Here is a 19,468-nt window from a genome sequence, read left to right on the forward strand (position 1 = left end):
ACGACGCCCCCGGCGTGGACCGGGGGCGTCGTGCATCGGCGATCGGTTCGACGAAACGAACCGTCCGGCGGGGATCAGCAGTCGTAGTAGAGCTGGAACTCGTACGGGTGCGGGCGGATCTGGACCGGCTCGATCTCGTTCTCGCGCTTGTAGGCGATCCAGGTGTCGATCAGGTCCTCGGTGAAGACGTTGCCCGCGGTGAGGTACTCGTGGTCCTCCTCCAGCTTGTCGATCACGGCGGCCAGCGAGGTCGGGGCCTGCGGAATGCCCTTGGCCTCCTCCGGCGGGAGCTCGTAGAGGTCCTTGTCGACCGGCTCGTGCGGCTCGATCTTGTTCTTGATGCCGTCCAGGCCGGCCATCATCATCGCCGCGAACGCCAGGTACGGGTTGCCCGAGCTGTCCGGGCAACGGAACTCGAGGCGCTTGGCCTTCGGGTTGTTGCCGGTGATCGGGATACGCACGCACGCCGAACGGTTGCGCTGGCTGTAGACCAGGTTGATCGGGGCCTCGTAGCCCGGCACCAGACGCTTGTACGAGTTGATGGTCGGGTTGGTGAAGGCCAGCAGGCTCGGGGCGTGGTGCAGGATGCCGCCGATGTAGTAGCGGGCCAGGTCCGACAGGCCGGCGTAGCCCGACTCGTCGTGGAACAGCGGCTTGCCGTCCTTCCACAGCGACTGGTGGGCGTGCATGCCCGAGCCGTTGTCACCGAAGAGCGGCTTCGGCATGAAGGTGACCGACTTGCCGTTCTGCCATGCGGTGTTCTTGATGATGTACTTGAACAGCAGGACGTCGTCGGCGGCGTGCAGCAGCGTGTCGAACTTGTAGTTGATCTCCGCCTGGCCGCCGGTGCCCACCTCGTGGTGGCCGCGCTCGAGGGTGAAACCGGCGTTGGTCAGGTTGGTCGACATCTCGTCGCGCAGGTCGACGTAGTGGTCGTACGGGGCCACCGGGAAGTAGCCGCCCTTCGCGCGGACCTTGTAGCCGAGGTTCGGGGAGCCGTCCGGGTTGGTCGGGGACGAGGTGTTCCAGGCACCCGAGACCGACTCGACCTCGTAGAAGGTGCTGTTCATCTCGGAGCCGTACGAGACCGAGTCGAAGATGTAGAACTCGGCCTCGGCGCCGAAGAAGCAGGTGTCGGCGATACCGGTCGAGGCCAGGTACTCCTCGGCCTTGCGGGCGACGTTGCGCGGGTCGCGGCTGTAGGCCTCGCGGGTGAACGGGTCGTGGACGAAGAAGTTGAGGTTCATCGTCTTGGCCTTGCGGAACGGATCGATCCGCGCGGTCGACGGGTCGGGGAGCAGCATCATGTCGGACTCGTCGATCGACTGGAAGCCGCGGACCGACGAGCCGTCGAAGGCCAGGCCGTCCTCGAAGACGCTCTCGTCGAAGGCCGAAGCCGGGATCGAGAAGTGCTGCATGGTGCCGGGGAGATCGCAGAACCGGATGTCGACGTACTCGACACCTTCCGCCTTGATGCCCTCGAGCAGTTCTTCGTTCGTGTTGTACACGGTCGCCGTTCTCCTAACTCGGGTGGGCCAGAACCTCTCTGGCCGCAGACTCACCACTCGATTCTTATCTTGAGTGAGGTGTGAATCGTTGTGTTCGACGGTATGGAGGAGAGGTTGCCCGGCGATCAACCAAATGTTTCCCCCGTGTTACACGAACGCCCCGATGTGTTGATCGCGTGAACTCGCGCACTTCTGTGACGGCGGGATTCGCCTGATTCGGGACGATCCACGCACGCCACTAGGATGGGCGCATGGCTTCCAAGGACCGTTCCCGCCCGTCATCGGGCCCGTCCGGCAAGCGCCCGGCCGCCGGCGATCGTCCCTCCGCCGATCGGCGCGCATCGTCGTCGGCGCCGTCGTCGGGTTCGACGATGCGTGACGCCGCAGGCTCGTGGCTGACCGGTCCGTACATCGCGCACGACGACGTCGAATACCGCGGCGCCGACCTGGGGCTGCCGAAGGACGGGCCGGGGGCGATCGCCGGCGGGTGGCTGCGCGTGGTGGCGCTCCTGGTCGACTGGCTCATCGCCGCCGGCATCGCGTTCCTCGTCGTCGGCCCGCGCGACCGCTATGTCGATCCCGCCACCGGCCATGTGTTCAGCGCCTTCGAGGTGACCGTGCAGGCGATGTCGTGGTGGCAGTTCGGGACCTGGTTCGTCGTCGGCGTCCTCGCGGTCGCCCTCTTCGGCTTCACCCCGGGGCAGTTCGTCGCGGGGACGAGGGTGGTGCGCGCCGACCTCGGCCCCGAGCGCGGTGCGGCCGAGGCCGCCGGCGACGAACCGCGCGCGGCGGTGGGTCCCCTGCGGGCGCTGTTCCGTCAGGTCCTGATCCCGTTCGTGGTGCCCGCGCTCATCAACGACTACAACGGCCGCGCCATGCACGACCGGGTCACCGGCACCGCCGTCGTGCGGTCGCGCTGATCGCCGAGGCGAGCGCCGTCCACGGCCGCGCACCCGCCGTGAGCCGCCGGTGATCGGTGCTCCGGCGGGCTGACTCGGCCCGGGTGTCGTCCTGCTGTCGACGAGGTCGCGGTGCACAATGGCCGCATGACTCAATCAACGGGTACCCCGCCGATCGATCACCCGGACTACGACATCGGCTTCGTCGGCGCGATCAAACGGGGCTTCGCCAAATACGCGACCTTCGACGGTCGCGCGAGCCGCGCCGAGTTCTGGTGGTGGGTGCTGGGGATCTACCTGATCAACATCGTTCTGGGCATCCTGGTGATGACCTCCCTCATCGGCGCGTTGGCGGCGAACGCGACGACGACCGTCGACGAGAACGGTTACACGTCCGTGGAGGCCACGTCCGAGGGAGCCGGACTGTCGGGCTTCGCCATCGCCGTCCTGATCCTGTTCGTGCTGTGGACTCTGGCCACGATCATCCCGTCCATCGCGGTCACCGTCCGTCGGCTGCACGACGCCGGCTACTCGGGCTGGATGTATCTGCTGAACTTCATCCCGGCCGGTGGCCTGGTGGTGCTCGTGCTCTGTGCGATGGCCACCTCGCCGAGCGCCGCGCAGTACGGCCCGCCCGTCGGCGGACCGGGTGCGCCGCAGCCCTTCGGGCAGCAGCCCCAGCCGGGCTTCGGTCCGCAGGGCTACGGACAGCCGGCTTTCGGGCAGCAGCCCCAGCCGGGATACGGCCAGCCGGGTCACGGACCGGGTTACGGGCAGCAGCCTCAGCCGGGATACGGCCAGCAGCCTCCGTCACAGGGCTTCGGTCAGCAGCAGCCTCCGTCGCAAGGCTTCGGCCAGCAGCCGCCGCGAGGATACGGACAGTAGCGGTCCGCGCCTGAACCACCGCATAGACGAAGCGCCCCGGCCGAGGAGAACAGGCCGGGGCGCTTCGTCGTATGTCGGGGGAGTGCCGGTCAGGCGCCGCCGCCCCGGCGGCGGGCGGTGCGTGCGACGTTGCGCATTCTTGGCGCCCTGCGGCATCGGACCCTTGGGCATCGCCGGACCGGCGGCACCCTTGTTCTTGAGCGCGGCCAGCCGGCCGTCCAGGGACTCCATGCGCTTGCGGTCGATGTTGCCCGGAAGCTTCTTGAGGTGGCGCTCCAGCTTGGCCAGCGGCACCTCGCCTTCGCCGTTGCCGACCACCACCTCGTAGATCGGGGTGTCGCCGACCACGCGGGCGGCCTTCTTCTTCTCCTGCGCCATCAACGGCTTGACGCGTGACGCCGAGCCCTCGCCGATCAGGATGATGCCGGGCCTGCCGATCACCCGGTGCACGGCGTCGAGGTGGCTGGTGCCGCTGATCGCCTGCTGCACACGCCACTGGCCGCGCATGTTGCTCAACGCCCAGCCGGCGGCCCCGGGCTGCCCCTCGGCCCGCTTGTACACCGTCTTGGAGACGCGGCGACCGAAGAAGATGAAGGCCAGCAGCACACCGAGGAGGATGCCGAGCACCAGCATGAACCAGAGGCCGCCGAAGGCGAACTGGCCGATCAGGGCGAAGACGAGCGCGGTGCCGATGAGGATCGCCAGCATCAGCGGGATCAGCGCCTTGTCTTCCTTGCGCTGCATGTTGAACGCCTGCCAGATCTGCTGGCGCTGCTGCTTGGAAGCGGCCCTTCGGGCGGCTCGAGCGGCCTTCTTCGCCTCTTTGCTCGCGTTGTCTTTGGGCTTTGCCATGGTGTCCAGTCTATCGGGGGTGGTGGGGACGTCTTCGACACGGTGCGTCACGGCGTTCGGCACCGGCGCGGGCGGGCACGGGTGCGGTGGTCGTCGAGCGCCGGGTGGTCGAGTGCGGGGCTCCGGTCAGCGCGCGGCGGCGGCCATGCGGGCGATCACCGACGAGGCCTCCTGCGCGGTGCTGCCCTCGTTCGCGAGGTGCGCCATCGCCGGATCGAGCGGGCGGCCGTGCCGGGCCATCGCCTGCGCGTAGAGGCGTCCGGCCCGGTACGACGACCGGACCAGCGGACCGCCCAGCACCCCGGCGAAACCGAGTTCGGTGGCGTACTCGGAATGCTCCACGAACTCCTCCGGCTTCACCCAGCGCTCCACCGGATGGTGGCGCGGGGTGGGCCGCAGGTACTGGGTGATGGTGACGATGTCGCAGCCGGCGCTGTGCAGATCGCGCAGGGCGGACCGCACCTCCTCCGGGGTCTCGCCCATGCCCAGGATCAGGTTCGACTTGGTCACCAGACCGAAGTCACGCGCCTGCGTGAGGACGTCGAGCGACCGCTCGTACCGGAACGCGGGGCGGATCCGCTTGAAGATGCGGGGGACGGTCTCCAGGTTGTGGGCGAGCACCTCGGGCCGGGCGTCGAACACCTCGGCGAGCAGATCGGGCTTCGCGTGGAAGTCCGGGATCAGATTCTCCACACCGGTGCCGGGGTTGTACTCGTGGATCTTGCGCACCGTCTCGGCGTACAGCCACGCACCCTCGTCGGGGAGGTCGTCGCGGGCGACGCCGGTGATCGTCGAATAGCGCAGGCCCATGGCCTGGACTGACTCGGCCACGCGCCGGGGCTCGTCACGATCGAGGGCCGACGGCTTCCCGGTGTCGATCTGGCAGAAGTCGCACCGGCGGGTGCACTGCTCGCCGCCGATGAGGAAGGTCGCCTCGCGGTCCTCCCAGCACTCGTAGATGTTCGGGCAGCCGGCCTCCTCGCACACCGTGTGCAGGCCCTCGCTGCGGACCAGGCCCTTGAGCTCGGAGTACTCCGGCCCCATGGTCGCCTTGGTCTTGATCCACTTCGGTTTGCGTTCGATGGGGGTCTGCGCGTTGCGGACCTCCAGGCGCAGCAGCTTCCGCTCGGGAGCACCCGCCTTGGCGGCGGCTTCGGTGCCGGGGGCTTTCGGGGTGGAGTGAGGCTGGCAAGTCACTGTGTCGATCCTACGCTCGGCGTGGCGGGTGTGCTGGGGGCGAGGCCGTCGTCGTTCGGCGGCATTGCCGGGAAGAGGCTCACGACGGGATCAACGCCCGATCGGCGTCCAGGCATTCCCGCACCAGCTCGGCGATCGGCGTGAGGGTCTCGGCGACGGTCAGCGGTCGACCGATCTCGGCGGCCACCGAGGTGACGCCGGCGTCGGCGATCCCGCACGGCACGATCGCGGAGAACACCGACATGTCCGGGTCCACGTTGAGGGCGAATCCGTGCAGCGTGACACCGCGGGACACCCGGATCCCGATCTGGCCCAGCTTGCGTTCGCGCTGCAGGCCGGGGGCGCGGACGACGTCGGGGTCGTCGCACACCCAGACCCCGGAACGGCCCGCCACCCGGGTGGTGGTCAGACCCTGCGTGGCGCAGAACCGGATCAGGGCCTCCTCGATACGCCGGACGTAGTCGACCACGTCGAGCGGTTCGGCGAGTTTGACGATCGGATAGCCGACGAGCTGACCGGGACCGTGCCAGGTGATGCGGCCGCCGCGGTCGACGTCGATCACCCGGGCGCCGTTGACGGGCCGGTCGGCGTCCTCGGTGCGCTTGCCCGCGGTGTAGACCGACGGGTGCTCGAGAAGGATCAGGACGTCGTGGTCGAGTTCGCCGGAGGCGCGTTCGGCGGCGAGGCGATGCTGGAGGTTGTAGGCCTCCTCGTAGTCGACGACGCCGAGACAGCGGACTTCGAGGGGGCCGGTCTCGGCGCGGGCGGGACCGTTACGCACGGGTGTACTCCAGAGCTTCCGGGAGCGTCGGACGGGCGAAGGCGAATCCGCGGTTCTGCAGGACCTTCGGTTCGACGCGGGACGAGGTGAGGACGAGTTCTTCGACGAGTTCGCCGCCGGCCGCCTTCGCGACGCGTGCGGGCACCCGAAGGAGGGAACGACGATGCAGCCGTCGGGCCAGCTGCTCGCTGAAATCGCCGTACCGGACCGGCTGCGGCGCCGCCAGATTGACCGGTCCGGAGATCGAGTCGGACTCGAGGACGTGGCCGATCGCGGCGACCTCGTCGTCCAGGGCGATCCAGGAGAAGAACTGCCGGCCGTCGCCGATCGGCCCGCCGATGCCGAGCCGGTACAGCGGGCGCAGCGTGCCGAGCAGACCGCCCCGGCGGGACAGGACGGGCGCGGTGCGCAGATGCACCACGCGGGCGCCGGCGGCCGGGGCGGTGGCGGCCTCCCAGTCGGCGGTCAGATCGGCGAGGAAACCGGTTCCTCCCGGATCCTCCTCGGTGACCGCGTGATCGCCGGTGTCACCGTAGAACCCGGTCGCGCTGGCACCGAGGAACACCGGCACACCGGCGGCGGCCACGGCCTCGGCGAGGACCGTGGTCGGCCCGACCCGGGAATCCCGCAGCTGCTGCTTGAACCAGCCGCTCCAGCGGCGGGTGCCCAGCCCCACTCCGCCGAGCGCGACGACGGCATCGAGGCCGTCGAACGCGCCCGGCGGGACTCCGAAACCTTCCGGATCCCACCGGACCTCGTCGGTGGCGGTCGCGGGCCGACGGACCAGCCGCACCACGTGATGGCCCGCCCGGCCGAGGGACTCGACCAGGGCGGAACCGATCAGGCCGTGGCTGCCGGCGACGGCGATACGCATGGGGAGGGTGTCACCCGCTTCCGGTGCGGACTACAGACCGAGATCGGCGGCGAACTCGCCGCCCTCCAGACGCTGACGCACCGTGGTGAGGAAGCGTCCGGCATCGGCGCCGTCGATGAGACGGTGGTCGTAGGTCAGCGGCAGGTAGGCCATCGAGCGCGCGGCGATCGACTCGGTGTCGTCCGCGGCGGTGAGCACCACCGGGCGTCGGACGATGGCGCCGGTACCGAGCATGGCGGCCTGCGGCGGCACCAGGATCGGGGTGTCGAACAGGGCGCCCTCGCTGCCGATGTTGGTGATGGTGAAGGTGCCGCCGGAGAGCTCGTCGGGCTTCAGATCGCCCGAACGGGCCCGCGCGGCGATGTCGGCGATGGCATGGGCGAGACCGGCCAGCGACAGGTTCTCGGCGTTCTTGATGACCGGGGAGAGCAGACCCTGCGGGGTGTCCACGGCGATGCCCAGGTGGACGTGCGGGTGGTAGGTGATCTCCTTCTTGGCCTCGTCGATCGACGCGTTGACGTTCGGGTGCACCTTGAGCGCCTCGACGACGGCCTTGGCGAAGAACGGCAGGTAGGTCAGGTTGACGCCCTCGGCGGCCTGGAACGACGCCTTCGCCTGCTTGCGCAGCTGCGCGACCCGGGTGAGGTCGGCCTCGTGCACCTGGGTGAGCTGCGCGCTGGAGGCCAGCGACTCGCGGGTCTTGGCCGCGGTGATCTGACGGATCCGGTTGATCTTCTGCGTGGTGCCGATGAGCGCCGACAGCTCGGCGCTCGGCGCCGGAGCGGATGCGGCCGGCGCGGCGGGTGCCGCCGGAGCCGGGGTCGCGGCGGGCGCGGGTGCCGGAGCGGCGGCCTGGGCGGCTTCCGCGGCGGCCTGCTCTGCCGCAGCCTGCTCCGCCGCGGCCTTCTTGGCCTCGGCGGCGGCGAGGACGTCCTGCTTGCGGATGCGTCCGCCGACGCCGGTGCCGGTGACGGCGGCCAGGTCGATGTCGTTCTCGGCGGCCAGCTTGCGGACCAGCGGAGTCACGTACGGCGTGGACACCAGATCCGTCGGCTCCTCGGCCGCCGGAGCCGGGGCGGCAGCGGCGGGAGCCGGGGCAGGCGTCGGAGCGGGTGCAGGTGCCGGAGCGGCGGGCTCGGGTGCCGGAGCGGCAGCGGCAGGCTCCGGAGCGGGCTCGGGTTCCGGTGCGGCCGGGGCGGGGGCCGCGGCGGCACCCGGCTCACCGATCACGGCGAGCTTGCTGCCGACGGCGACGATGTCGTCGGTGTCGGCGACGATCTCCAGCAGCACGCCGGCGTACGGCGACGGGATCTCGGTGTCGACCTTGTCGGTGGAGACCTCCACCAGCGGCTCGTCGACGGCCACGGTGTCGCCGACGGCCTTGAGCCAGTTGGTGACGGTGCCCTCGGTGACCGACTCACCGAGCTCAGGCATGGTGACGTCGTTGCCTGTGCTGAGCGAAGCCGAAGTGCCTGTGCTGAGCGAAGCCGAAGTGCCTGAAGCGGCGGGAGCCGACGGAGCGGCTGCGGCCGGAGCTGCGGGCTCGGGAGCGGCTGCGGGCTCGGGTTCCGGAGCGGCTTCGGCGGCGGGTGCCGCGGCCGGAGCGTCACCGGCGGCCTCGCCCGCCTCACCGATCAGGGCCAACGGACCGCCGACCTCGACGACGTCGTCCTCCTGCGCGATGATCTTGATCAGCACACCGCTCGCCGGTGCGGGTATCTCCGTGTCGACCTTGTCGGTCGAGACCTCCAGCAGGGGCTCGTCGGCGGCGACGGTGTCGCCTTCGCTCTTGAGCCACTGGGTGACCGTACCTTCGGTGACGCTTTCACCCAGTGCGGGCATCTCGACGGAGAAAGCCATGTGCGTTGTGCTCCTTGAAATCAGCTCGTGGAATCGTGTCGGCCGCGGGATCGCCGCGACCGGCCTGGAACAAACCCTACCCTTTCCCCGGACCCCCGTCAGGGCAGTCCGGAGTACCCGTGAGTAGGGGTATCAGCCCGCCTCGGCGACGTCTTCCAGCACGGCGATCAGCGTCCGCACCGGAACCCCCGTGCCGCCCTTGCCGGTGTAGCCCCAGGGGCCTCCGGTGTTGAACGCCGGACCGGCGACGTCGAGGTGCGCCCAGCCGATCCCGTCGGCCACGAACTCCCGCAGGAACATCGCGGCGGAGAGCATCCCGCCCCAGCGGTGGTTGGTGACGTTCGCCAGATCGGCGACCCGAGAGTTCAGGTCGGCGCGCAGTTCGGCGGGCATCGGCATGGCCCAGCCGTTCTCGCCGACCTCCCGGGAGAGGGCGGCGACGCGGTCGCGGAACTCGTCGGTGCCCAGGACGCCCGGGGTGCGGGTGCCCAGGGCCACCATCTGGGCGCCGGTCAGGGTGGCGGTGTCGATCAGGTAGTCCGGCCGGTCCTCGCAGGCCCGCACGATCGCGTCGGCCAGGATCAGGCGACCCTCGGCGTCGGTGTTGAGGACCTCGACGGTGGTGCCGCCGTACTGGGTCAGGACGTCGCCGGGGCGCTGCGCGGTGCCCGACGGCATGTTCTCGGCCATCGGCACGGTCGCGGTGACGGCGACGTCGAGCCCGAGCCTCGCGGCGGCGACGACCGTCGCGATCACCGCGGCGGCACCGCCCATGTCGGAGGTCATGTGGTCCATGCCCGCGGCCGGCTTGATCGAGATGCCGCCGGTGTCGAAGGTGATGCCCTTGCCGACCAGGGCCACCGTCTTGGCGGCGTTCGACGGTGCGTACGTCAGGCGCACCAGGCGCGGCGGACGGGAACTGCCCTGACCGACGCCGACGATGCCGCCGTAGCCGCCGTCGGCGAGGGCCTGCTCGTCGAGGACCTCCACGTCGAGACCGGCCGCGCTCGCCACCCGGCGCGCCCGGTCGGCGAACTCGCCCGGGTACAGGTGGCTCGGGGGAGTGTTGACGAAGTCGCGGGCCAGGGCCACCGCGTCGGCGACGATCAGGGCGTGCGCGAGATCGGCCGCGGCCTCCTCGGACTCCTCCGAGACGAGCAGCGAGATCCGTGCCGGCGGCTGCTCGGCCGAGCGCGACCTGTCCGACCGGAACGCGTCGAAGCGGTAGGCGCCGAGATAACCGCCCTCGGCGGCGGCGCGCAGATCGGCGGCCCCCAGCGTCGAGACGACGGTTCCGGCGCCGTCCAACGCCCGGATCACCGCGCCCGCGGCCTGCCGGACGTTCTCCGGGGACTCGGAGTCGGCGGCGGTGCCCAGACCGACGGCGGCCACCAGGCGGACCGGCAGACCGGCCGGCGCGGGCACGGTGACGACCCGGCCCCGCTCACCGGTCGCCGAGACCGCGCGCAGCGCCGCGGTCAGGGCGGTGGCCGCGGCGTCGTCGAGCAGGTCGTCGGTGATCAGGAGGGTGGGCTCGGCGTCGCCGGCTGCGGAGTCGGGGGCGATCAGGCCGACGACCAGGACGTCGTCGCCCTCGCCGAGTCCGGTGACGAGGTCGATGCGGGGGCCGCGCGTGCGGTCGATGATGTCGTTGCTGCTCACGGTCATCGACTCTAATCCTCACCTCCGACATCCGGCGGGGGCCGCGCCGGGATCGTCGGACCCGGTGCCTCCGCGCATCGGGTGTCGGGCGCGCTACGGTGAGCGCTATGACCGAACTGCTTGCCGGCCCGATCGCCGACCGTCACCGCGCCCTGGGAGCCTCCTTCGCCGAATTCGGCGGCTGGGACATGCCCGTCTCGTACTCCGGGACGTCCGCCGAGCACCAGGCGGTGCGCGAGACCGTCGGACTGTTCGACGTGAGCCACCTCGGCAAGGCCCTCGTCGCGGGCCCCGGCGCCGCCGACCTGGTGAACCGCACGCTCTCGAACGACCTGGCCAAGATCCGTCCCGGAAAAGCGCAGTACACGCTGTGCTGCAACGAGCGCGGCGGCGTGATCGACGACCTCATCGCCTACCTGGTCGGCGACGACGAGGTGTTCCTGGTCCCCAACGCCGCGAACACCGCGGCGGTCGTCGCGGCGCTGGCGGCCGCGGCCCCCGAGGGGGTCGAGGTGACCGATCGGCATCGCGAGTACGGCGTGTTCGCCGTGCAGGGGCCGAAGGCGCCCGAGGTCCTGGAGGCGCTCGGCCTGCCGTCGGACATGGAGTACATGGCGTTCGCCGACGGCGAACTGGCCGTCGACGGCGCGACCTACCCCGTCAGGATCTGCCGGACCGGCTACACCGGCGAACGCGGCTACGAGGTGCTGCCCCGCTGGGCCGATGCCGGACCGGTCTGGGACGCGCTGCTCGCGCAGGTCACCGAGCGCGGCGGCCTGCCCGCGGGGCTGGGCGCCCGCGACACGCTGCGCACCGAGATGGGCTACGCGCTGCACGGGCACGAACTGAGCGAGGACATCACCCCGGTGCAGGCGCGCTCGGGCTGGGCCGTGGGCTGGAAGAAGCCGGAGTTCTTCGGCCGCGAGGCGCTGATCGCCGAGCGCGAGCAGGGTCCGGCACGACGACTCGCCGGCCTCGAGGCCACCGGCCGCGGCGTGCTGCGCGCCGGTTGCACCGTCCACCTGCGCCCCGGCGGCGAGACCATCGGCGAGTGCACCTCCGGCACCTTCTCGCCGACGCTGAAGGTGGGCATCGCGCTGGCGTTCATCGACACCCTCACCGGGGTGAAGGCCGGCGACGAGGTGACCGTCGACGTCCGCGGGCGCGCGGTGCCGTGCATCGTCGTCGATCCGCCGTTCGTCCAGAGCCACGTCTGATCGTCGCGAGTCGATCGCCCCGATCGGTCGGGAACGGCCGATCGGGGACGGTCCACCGGGGAAACGGTCGGACCGGCGGCGCTATTCTTAGCTGATGACCCTGGAGTTCGCCCGCACCGATCACCCCCATCCCGTTTCGGAAGGCCGCCGCGCCGAGATCCTCGAGTCGCCCGGATTCGGCAATCACTTCACCGACCACATGGTGACGGTGGACTACGACGCAGGTCAGGGCTGGCACCGCGCCAAGGTGACCCCCTACGGCCCGATCGCGCTGGACCCGGCGGCGATGGTCCTGCACTACGCGCAGGAGATCTTCGAAGGCCTCAAGGCCTACCGGCAGCCCGACGGCACCATCGCGGCGTTCCGCCCGGAGGCCAACGCCGAACGCTTCAACAACTCCGCCCGCCGCCTGGCGATGCCGGAACTCCCCGTCGAGGACTTCCTCGGCGGACTGCGCGCCCTGCTCGCCGTCGACCACGGCTGGGTTCCGGCCGCAGGCGGCGAGGAGTCGCTGTACCTGCGCCCGTTCCTGTTCGCCACCGAACCCAGTCTCGGGGTGCGGCCGTCCAAGCAGTACCGCTTTGTGGTGATCGCCTCGCCGGCCGGCGCGTACTTCGCCGGAGGCGTCAAGCCGGTCAGCGTCTACCTGTGCACCGAGTACGTGCGCGCCTCGCCGGGCGGCACCGGCGCGGCCAAGTTCGGCGGCAACTACGCCGCCTCGCTCCTGGCGCAGGCGCAGGCCGCCGAGCAGGGCTGCGACCAGGTGGTCTGGCTCGACGCGATCGAGCGCCGCTACATCGAGGAGATGGGCGGCATGAACCTGTTCTTCGTCGTTGGCACCGGCTCCGACGCCGAGATCGTCACCCCCGAGCTCTCCGGTTCGCTGCTCCCGGGCATCACCCGCGATTCGCTGCTCACCCTCGCCGCCGACGCGGGCTATCGCGTCACCGAGCGCCGGATCTCGACCGACGAACTGCGCGACGGCGTGGCCTCCGGCGAGATCTCCGAGGTCTTCGCCTGCGGCACCGCCGCGGTGATCACCCCGGTCGGTCGGGTCAAGAGCGACACCGACGACTACACGATCGGCGACGGCGGCATCGGCGAGGTGACCCAGGCCCTCCGCGACACCCTCACCGGTCTGCAGCGCGGCACGTTCGCCGACACCCACGGCTGGATGACCACGCTGTACCCGTAGTCCGCACCGCACGTACGACGTCCACGCGGCGCTCCCCGGTTCCGGGGAGCGCCGCGTGTCGTTTCCGGAGCCGTACCGGCCGGGGTGTTCTCTCGCCGATCGGTGGTGTCCTCTCGCTGGTCGGAGTGTCCTCTCGCTGGTCGAGCGGAGTCGAGACCATGCTGTTCCCCGGAGAGCGCCGCGTGTCGCGTGTCCTTCTCCGTGTCGCGCCTCATCGATGACACTCGACATGGAAGAGGAGCCGCGACACGAGGGCGGGAGGAGGGGCACGAGCGGCGCGACACAGAAGAGGACACGCGACACGCCGGGGGAAGAGGTGCAGGGGAGCCGGGCGGGCTCAGAGCAGGAGCACGAGCAGCGCGAGGACGGTGCTCAGCTCCAGCGTCGCGCCCAGCACGTCACCGGAGATGCCGCCGGTGCGTCGTGCGCAGTGCCGGGTGAACAGCAGCGCGAACGCCACGACGAGCGCCGTCGCGATCAGCGCCCGCACCACCGGGAGCACCGTGAACGACGACGAGAACGTCGCCGGCCCGGATCCGGGGACGTCGAGCCGTCCGGCGGCCGCCGCGAGCGCGGTCGCGACGAGGAGCCAGAGCACGATCGAGGCTCGCTGCGTCCCCGCCACCAGTGCGCCGAAGCCGTCGGGGTTGCCCGCCGACAGGCCGGTGCGGCACGCGAGCACCACCGCGACGCGGCCGAGGAACACCGCGAAGGCGAGCGCATACCAGCGGTGGTCGCCGGCGAGGGCGGCGAACGAGAGCGCCTGCAGCAGCAGGACCAGCACCAGGGTGGCGGCCCCGAACGGGCCGACGTCACCCGACCGCATCACCGTGCGCACCCGTTCCGGATCGCCGTAACAGCCCAGGCCGTCGGCGGTGTCGGCCAGCCCGTCCAGATGCATGCCGCGAGTGATCGACGCCAGGAAGACCACCGCCAGCGTGCCCGAGACCGGCGTCGGGAGATCGGTCCGGGCCAGGCCCGCGAGCAGGGCCGCGACGACGATCCCGAACCCCAGCCCGAGGACCGGGACCGCGGCGATCACCCGGGCGCCGTCGCGTCGATCGGGTGCCGACCGCGGCTGCCGGACCGGGAGGACGGTGAGCCAGCTCGCTGCCAAATGCAGCGCACCCGTACGCGGTCCGGCCGGGACGACGGCGTCGTCGTCCTGTCGGGTCATCCCGGCGAGACGCCGGCGCCGGAGAAGGTCGCCATGTCGAGCAGGACGTCCACCGCATCGCACACCACGGGGAGCGCGGTGGCCGCGCCCGATCCCTCGCCGAGCCGCATCGACAGGTCGAGCACGGGTTCCAGACCGAGCTCGGCCAGCGCGAACCCGTGCGCGGGCTCGGTGGACCGGTGTCCGGCGCACCACCAGGCCCGCGCGCCGGGCGCCGGCGCATCGGCGACCAGGGCGGCCGAGGTGACGACCATGCCGTCCAGGATCACGGGGGTACGACGCACCGCGGCCTGCGCCAGGAATCCGGCCGTCGCGGCGAAGTCCGGTCCGGTCACCGCCGCCAGCAGGGACAGCGGATCGTTGCGGTGCCTGCGGCCGTGCCGCATGCCGTCCCGGATCGCGGCGGTCTTGCGGATCCAGGCGTCGTCGTCGATCCCGGTGCCGCGCCCGACCACGACCACGGGCTCCTTCCCGGTGAGCGTGCCGGTCAGGATCGCGGCCGGGGTGGTGTTGCCGATCCCCATGTCGCCGGCGATCAACAGGTCCGCGCCGGAGTCGACCAGGTCGTCGGCCACCCGGCGGCCCGCGGCGAGCGCCCGGCGGGCCTCACCGAGCGTCATCGCCTCGCCCCGGCGGAGGTCGCCGGTGGAGCGTCGTACCTTGTACCGCGCGATGTGCGGGTCGGAGTCGTCGGTGTCCACCGCCATGTCGAAGACCCGGACACCCGCGCCGGCCCGCCGCGCGAGCACGTTGATCGCGGCGCCCCCGGCGGCGATGTTCGCCACCATCTGCGCGGTGACCTCCGGCGGGAACGCGGACACGCCGTGGGCGGCGACCCCGTGATCGCCCGCGAACACCGCGATCTGCGGGGCGGTGATGCGCCGCGGCGGGCAGACGCCCTGACACGACGCGATCCACACGCCCAGATCCTCCAGGCGGCCGAGCGATCCCGGCGGCTTGGTGAGGTCCAGGAGGTGGGCTCGGGTCCGGTCGGCGACCTCCTCGTCGGGGAGGTCGACGACGGGGAACACCTCGGCGTCGGTGGGGTCGAGCGGGACGACGGCGTCGGCGGGGGCGGGCTTCGACTCGCCGTCTCGCCCCAGGGGGCTCGACGGCGGCTCAGCCGACGGGAGGGGAGCCTGCTCAGCCGACGGGCGAGGAGCCTGCTCGGTCGGCGGGAAAGGAGTCTGCTCGGTCGGCGGGAGGGGGAGAGGGGGCTGCTCGGCCTTCGCGAGGAGGGACGGCTCGGGGGCGGGCGGGCAGACCGCCAGGATCGGGGCCGGGGTCTCGGCGGGGAGGGGGAGCACGCGTCCGGCGACCACCAGCTCGACGTGCTCGCACGCCGCGGCGACGGCGAGGTTGGCCGCACCCAGGACGTCGGCGAACCGGCGGCCCGCCGCACTGGCGGGGACCACCGACAGTCCCACCTCGGGGGAGACGATCACCAGGTCGCCGCCGAACTCGGCGACGGCGGCGGCCAGCTCGGCGATCTCCTCGGCCAGGTCGACGGAGGAGTCCTCCCAGCCGCCCGCGGCGTCGAGGAGCGCGGCGACCCAGTTGCCGAGGTCGTCGACCAGGGTCGCGGCGTGCGGGTGGGCGCGGAGCTCGGCGGCCGGCGCGCGGGTCTCCACCGTCGTGTATCGGGCGTCGCGCCGGGCGCGATGGGCGCGGACCCGTTCGGACCAGGCCGGATCGTCGTCGTTCGGCGGGGCGCCGGTCGCCAGGTAGCGCACCGCCGGACGATCGCCGAGAAGCCGTTCGGCGCGAGCGGACTTGCCCGACCGGGTCCCGCCCAGGACCAGTGTGCGCATGGGCCCGCTAGACCTTGTCGCCGACGGACACCATCGGACGCGGCGCCCGCATCATCCGCAGCTGCATCGCGCGGGTGAAGGCGTACAGGCCGAGCCGGAAACCGGTGTCGGCGGTGTCCGGGAAGCGCTCGCGCACCCGGTTGTTCACCTGGCGGCCCAGGATCACCGAGTCGATCACCATCAGCAGCACGAACACCAGCATCACCAGATTGATGTAGAACGCGAGCTGGGGGATCATCATCGCGACGATCAGGACGATCGCGAACGGCATGAACAGTCCGGCGAAGTTGCGGCGCGAGTCGACGATGTCGCGCACATAGGCGCGGACGGGGCCGCGATCCCGGCCGATCATGTAGCGCTCGTCGCCGGACATCATCTTCTCGCGCTGTTCGGCGCGGGCCTTGGACCGCTCGGCGCGCAACTGCTTGCGCTCCTCCTTGGTGAGCGTCGACTTCTGCTGCTTCTTCCGGGCCCGCGCCTCGGCCCGCGTGGTGGGCGGCGGTGCGACGGGGCCGGTACGACGGGCCTGCGCCTCACGACGTTTCGGGGTGGGGCGTCCCTTGCCGGGCGTCGTCGCACCTGCCTTCGGCTTCGCGTCGTCGGCGGCCGCGTTCGACGTCGAAGCGGTGTCGGCGGTCTTCTCGGCGGCGGCGGAGCTGTCGGCACCCGAGCTGTCGGCGCCGGTTTTGAAAGGCAACTTCACATCGACCAGGCTATCGCGGTTCCCTCTCCCCGGTCGTCCCGGGGCGCTACAGTCCGACTCCATGACCGAGGGCGAACCGGACACCGTGACCGGCGGCACGCAGCGGAACCGGCAGGTGGTCGTGATGCCCGATTCGTTCGGGGGCACGCTCGACGCCGTGGAGGCGGCCGCCGCGATCGGGGCGGGCTGGCATGCGGCGCGCCCGCACGACACGGTGACCCTGGCGCCGCAGTCGGACGGCGGACCGGGCTTCGTCGACGTGCTGGCGACCGCCTTCGGCGGCGAGGTGCGCACGCAGACCGTGACCGGCCCGCTCGGCGCCCCGGTCCGGGCCTCGTGGCTGCTGCACGACGCCGTCGCCTACCTCGAGACGGCCCAGGCGTGCGGCCTGTCCCGGCTGCCCGGTCCGCCGGACCCCGCCGGCGCCCGGGCCGCGACCACCGCGGGCGTGGGCGATCTGCTCTCGGCGGCGCTGCTGGCCGGGTGCCGCCGGATCGTCGTGGGACTGGGCGGATCGGCCACCTCCGACGGCGGGCGCGGCGCGGCCGAGCGGCTCGGGGGTCTGGCCGCGGCGCGGCGGCTGCTGGCCGGGGTGGACCTCGTCGTCGCGACCGACGTCGACAATCCGCTGCTCGGGCGCGACGGCGCCGCCGCGGTGTTCGCGCCGCAGAAGGGGGCGGACGCCGTCGTGGTCGCCGCGCTGGAGAAGAGACTGACCGGGTGGGCGGACGAGTTGGAGCGGGTCTGCGGTCGGGCCGTCCGCGACCTGCCCGGCGCCGGCGCCGCCGGCGGGCTCGGCGCGTTCCTGCTCGCGTGCGACGGTCGCCGGGAGTCCGGGGCGCACGTGGTGGCGACGCGGACGCACCGCCCGGCCGTGATCGCCGGAGCCGACCTCGTGATCACCGGGGAGGGACGCCTCGATGCGCAGACCCGGCACGGCAAACTCGTGGCGGCGGTGGCCGCCGAGGCGACCGCCGCGGGAGTCCCGGTCCTGGTGCTGGTCGGCCAGTCGGCGCTGACCCCCGCCGAGGAGGCGGAGTTCGGCGACGTCCACACGCTCGTCCACCACGCGGGTTCGCCGGCGGCGGCCCTGGCCGAGGCCGGGCCGCAGCTGACGTCGCTGACCGAGGCGCTGGCGCGGGACCGGCCGGAGACGTGGTGGTCCGGCGGGCCCGGGGAGTCCGCCGCGGAGGTCGGGGAACGGGGAGGTGGCACACTGGGGGAATAGGCTGCGGCGGGGTACCGTTGCAGGTACTACATCACCGCAGTGAGTACGAGCGCGGGGCCGGTGGAACACGGTCGCGCGCAAGAATGACACGAGGGAGCACCCATGACCGTTCAGAACGAGACCGCACAGTCGGGTGTGGTCCTCACCGATTCCGCCGCCGCGAAGGCGAAGGCGCTCCTCGATCAGGAGGGCCGTGACGACATGGCCCTGCGCATCGAGGTCCAGCCGGGCGGCTGTGCGGGTCTGCGCTACCAGCTGTACTTCGACGACCGCACCCTCGACGGCGACATCATCACCGAGTTCGGCGGCGTGAAGCTGGCCGTGGACCGGATGAGCGCGCCGTACATGAAGGGCGCCAAGATCGACTTCGTCGACTCGATCGAGAAGCAGGGCTTCACCATCGACAACCCGAACGCGACCGGCAGCTGCGCCTGCGGCGACTCGTTCAACTGACGTTCGACTCCACGGCGACCGCCTGCCCCTGGACGGGGCGGGCGGTCGCCGTCGTTCATGCGCGGTTTAGGCTGGGCTAATGTTCATTGCCGTTTGCGGGTCGTTGGCGACCGATCATCTGATGAAGTTCCCCGGTAAGTTCTCCGAGCAAGTGCTCGCCGACCAGCTGGAACACATCTCGCTCAGCTTCCTCACCGAGGACCTGATCGTGCGCCGGGGCGGGGTGGGCGGCAACATCGCCTTCGCCATCGGCTCGCTCGGCGGTTCGCCGCTGCTCATCGGCGCGGCGGGCGAGGACTTCGGGGACTACCGCGACTGGCTCAACGACCACGGCGTCGACTGCCGCGGCGTCCGGATCTCCCGGACCCGGCACACCGCCCGGTTCATGTGCACCACCGACACCACGATGGCTCAGCTGGCGTTCTTCTACCCGGGCGCGATGTCCGAGGCCCGCGAGATCGACATCACCGAGGTGTTCGACGAGACCGGCCGCCCCGATCTGGTCCTGGTGGCCCCCGACGACCCCGACGCGATGGTCCGCCACACCGAACTGTGCCGCGACCACCGGATCCCCTTCGCCGCCGATCCGTCGCAGCAGCTGGCGCGCCTGGACGGCGACACCGTCCGCGGTCTGATCGACGGTGCGCGCTTCCTGTTCACCAACGAGTACGAGTGGGGTCTGCTGCTGCAGAAGACCGGCCTGACCGCCGACGAGGTGGCCGAGATGGTCGAGGTCCGGGTGACCACCCGCAGCGCCGACGGCATCGACATCGTGCCGTCCGACGGCGAGCCGATCCACGTCCCGGTGGTGCCGGTGCGCGAGGCGCTCGATCCGACGGGCGTCGGCGACGGCTTCCGTGCGGGCTTCCTCACCGGTCTGTCCCGCGGTCTGCGCTACGAGCGCGCCGCCCAGCTCGGCGCGATGGTCGCCACCCTGGTCCTGGAGTGCGAGTCGACCCAGGGCTGGGTCTGCGAGCCCGCCGAGGCCCTCGCCCGGATCGGCGAGGCCTACGGGGCCGCCGCGGCCGCCGACATCAAGGCCGTGCTCTGACCCGAAGACCGCACGCGGCGTCTCCGTAGACCGAACGCCGCTCTCCCGACGACGAATCCGGCCCTTCCGCAGCTCACTGCGGAAGGGCCGGATCTCTCGGCGGCACAGGACGGTC

General features: G+C 71.5%; 16 protein-coding genes and 1 pseudogene. 7 read left to right on the forward strand and 10 right to left on the reverse strand.

Translation table 11 applies throughout. From position 1 onward, the window contains the following. Positions 1-74: 74 nt before the first annotated feature. Complete coding sequence (gene glnA / locus QM809_RS11220) at positions 75-1,508, reverse strand: type I glutamate--ammonia ligase (RefSeq protein WP_415045873.1); 1,434 nt, start codon at positions 1,506-1,508, stop codon at positions 75-77. Positions 1,509-1,879: 371 nt separating this feature from the next. Between glnA and QM809_RS11225 the strand changes: the two genes are divergently transcribed. Both QM809_RS11225 and QM809_RS11230 read left to right on the forward strand, forming a co-directional pair. After that, a complete protein-coding gene (locus tag QM809_RS11225) occupies positions 1,880-2,428 on the forward strand; it encodes an RDD family protein (RefSeq protein ID WP_415047064.1) in 549 nt (182 codons plus the stop codon). 126 nt (positions 2,429-2,554) lie between these two features. Continuing rightward, complete coding sequence (locus tag QM809_RS11230; protein WP_415045874.1) at positions 2,555-3,292, forward strand: DUF805 domain-containing protein; 738 nt, start codon at positions 2,555-2,557, stop codon at positions 3,290-3,292. Positions 3,293-3,381: 89 nt separating this feature from the next. Here QM809_RS11230 and QM809_RS11235 read toward each other — a convergent pair. The 6 genes and pseudogenes from QM809_RS11235 to QM809_RS11260 all read right to left on the reverse strand — a co-directional run bounded on the left by QM809_RS11235 (position 3,382) and on the right by QM809_RS11260 (position 10,518). Further along, positions 3,382-4,144: pseudogene (locus QM809_RS11235) on the reverse strand (DUF4191 domain-containing protein). 126 nt (positions 4,145-4,270) lie between these two features. After that, positions 4,271-5,341: a lipoyl synthase gene (gene lipA / locus QM809_RS11240; protein ID WP_415045875.1), complete on the reverse strand. Its 1,071-nt coding sequence runs from the start codon at positions 5,339-5,341 to the stop codon at positions 4,271-4,273. Positions 5,342-5,420: 79 nt separating this feature from the next. Next, positions 5,421-6,122: a lipoyl(octanoyl) transferase LipB gene (gene lipB, locus QM809_RS11245; RefSeq protein ID WP_415045877.1), complete on the reverse strand. Its 702-nt coding sequence runs from the start codon at positions 6,120-6,122 to the stop codon at positions 5,421-5,423. Beyond that, the gene (locus QM809_RS11250) at positions 6,115-6,996 is read right to left on the reverse strand and encodes a TIGR01777 family oxidoreductase (RefSeq protein WP_415045878.1); all 882 of its coding nucleotides are present in this window, start codon (positions 6,994-6,996) and stop codon (positions 6,115-6,117) included. Before QM809_RS11250 ends, lipB begins: the two co-directional genes overlap by 8 nt. A 30-nt stretch (positions 6,997-7,026) precedes the next feature. Next, a complete protein-coding gene (gene sucB / locus QM809_RS11255; RefSeq protein WP_415045879.1) occupies positions 7,027-8,856 on the reverse strand; it encodes a 2-oxoglutarate dehydrogenase, E2 component, dihydrolipoamide succinyltransferase in 1,830 nt (609 codons plus the stop codon). 132 nt (positions 8,857-8,988) lie between these two features. Then, complete coding sequence (locus QM809_RS11260) at positions 8,989-10,518, reverse strand: leucyl aminopeptidase (RefSeq protein ID WP_415045880.1); 1,530 nt, start codon at positions 10,516-10,518, stop codon at positions 8,989-8,991. A gap of 107 nt (positions 10,519-10,625) precedes the next feature. Here QM809_RS11260 and gcvT point away from each other — a divergent pair, with 107 nt between their 5' ends. Then, complete coding sequence (gcvT, locus tag QM809_RS11265) at positions 10,626-11,735, forward strand: glycine cleavage system aminomethyltransferase GcvT (protein WP_415045882.1); 1,110 nt, start codon at positions 10,626-10,628, stop codon at positions 11,733-11,735. A 94-nt stretch (positions 11,736-11,829) separates the two neighbouring features. Beyond that, positions 11,830-12,930 (forward strand): branched-chain amino acid aminotransferase, encoded by a 1,101-nt coding sequence (locus QM809_RS11270; protein WP_415045883.1) that lies wholly within the window; start codon positions 11,830-11,832, stop codon positions 12,928-12,930. A 337-nt stretch (positions 12,931-13,267) separates the two neighbouring features. On the opposite strand, the gene QM809_RS11275 is transcribed toward QM809_RS11270, so the two are convergent. Genes QM809_RS11275 through QM809_RS11285 form a run of 3 tightly spaced genes read right to left on the reverse strand, consistent with a single transcriptional unit; the run spans position 13,268 to position 16,621 of the window. Next, positions 13,268-14,107 carry an adenosylcobinamide-GDP ribazoletransferase gene (locus tag QM809_RS11275; RefSeq protein ID WP_415045884.1) on the reverse strand — a complete coding sequence of 280 codons (840 nt, stop codon included), beginning with the start codon at positions 14,105-14,107 and terminating at the stop codon, positions 13,268-13,270. After that, entirely contained in the window at positions 14,104-15,918 is a 1,815-nt protein-coding gene (gene cobT, locus QM809_RS11280) for a nicotinate-nucleotide--dimethylbenzimidazole phosphoribosyltransferase (protein WP_415045885.1), read from the reverse strand. The genes QM809_RS11275 and cobT overlap by 4 nt, the downstream gene beginning before the upstream one ends. 7 nt (positions 15,919-15,925) lie before the next feature. Next, positions 15,926-16,621, reverse strand: coding sequence for a DUF3043 domain-containing protein (locus QM809_RS11285; protein ID WP_415045886.1), 696 nt, complete (start codon positions 16,619-16,621; stop codon positions 15,926-15,928). 61 nt (positions 16,622-16,682) lie between these two features. Here QM809_RS11285 and QM809_RS11290 point away from each other — a divergent pair, with 61 nt between their 5' ends. The 3 genes from QM809_RS11290 to QM809_RS11300 all read left to right on the forward strand — a co-directional run bounded on the left by QM809_RS11290 (position 16,683) and on the right by QM809_RS11300 (position 19,353). Then, positions 16,683-17,849 carry a glycerate kinase gene (locus QM809_RS11290; RefSeq protein WP_415045887.1) on the forward strand — a complete coding sequence of 389 codons (1,167 nt, stop codon included), beginning with the start codon at positions 16,683-16,685 and terminating at the stop codon, positions 17,847-17,849. A gap of 102 nt (positions 17,850-17,951) precedes the next feature. Beyond that, positions 17,952-18,302, forward strand: a complete 351-nt coding sequence (locus QM809_RS11295) for a HesB/IscA family protein (RefSeq protein WP_415045888.1) — start codon at positions 17,952-17,954, stop codon at positions 18,300-18,302. A gap of 79 nt (positions 18,303-18,381) precedes the next feature. Further along, positions 18,382-19,353, forward strand: a complete 972-nt coding sequence (locus QM809_RS11300) for a carbohydrate kinase family protein (RefSeq protein ID WP_415045890.1) — start codon at positions 18,382-18,384, stop codon at positions 19,351-19,353. Positions 19,354-19,468: the final 115 nt, after the last annotated feature.

The organism is Gordonia sp. (in: high G+C Gram-positive bacteria) (assembly GCF_047600385.1).
Classification (GTDB): Bacteria; Actinomycetota; Actinomycetes; order Mycobacteriales; family Mycobacteriaceae; genus Gordonia.

Excerpts from the sequence above, each read along its gene's own strand:
- QM809_RS11250 (WP_415045878.1), bottom strand. The coding sequence starts at position 6,996 with ATGCGTATCGCCGTCGCCGGCAGCCACGGCCTGATCGGTTCCGCCCTG.
- QM809_RS11230 (WP_415045874.1), top strand. The coding sequence starts at position 2,555 with ATGACTCAATCAACGGGTACCCCGCCGATCGATCACCCGGACTACGAC.
- QM809_RS11290 (WP_415045887.1), top strand. The coding sequence starts at position 16,683 with ATGACCGAGGGCGAACCGGACACCGTGACCGGCGGCACGCAGCGGAAC.
- gcvT (WP_415045882.1), top strand. The coding sequence starts at position 10,626 with ATGACCGAACTGCTTGCCGGCCCGATCGCCGACCGTCACCGCGCCCTG.
- QM809_RS11295 (WP_415045888.1), top strand. The coding sequence starts at position 17,952 with ATGACCGTTCAGAACGAGACCGCACAGTCGGGTGTGGTCCTCACCGAT.
- sucB (WP_415045879.1), bottom strand. The coding sequence starts at position 8,856 with ATGGCTTTCTCCGTCGAGATGCCCGCACTGGGTGAAAGCGTCACCGAA.
- cobT (WP_415045885.1), bottom strand. The coding sequence starts at position 15,918 with ATGCGCACACTGGTCCTGGGCGGGACCCGGTCGGGCAAGTCCGCTCGC.
- QM809_RS11225 (WP_415047064.1), top strand. The coding sequence starts at position 1,880 with ATGCGTGACGCCGCAGGCTCGTGGCTGACCGGTCCGTACATCGCGCAC.
- QM809_RS11270 (WP_415045883.1), top strand. The coding sequence starts at position 11,830 with ATGACCCTGGAGTTCGCCCGCACCGATCACCCCCATCCCGTTTCGGAA.
- QM809_RS11300 (WP_415045890.1), top strand. The coding sequence starts at position 18,382 with ATGTTCATTGCCGTTTGCGGGTCGTTGGCGACCGATCATCTGATGAAG.
- QM809_RS11275 (WP_415045884.1), bottom strand. The coding sequence starts at position 14,107 with ATGACCCGACAGGACGACGACGCCGTCGTCCCGGCCGGACCGCGTACG.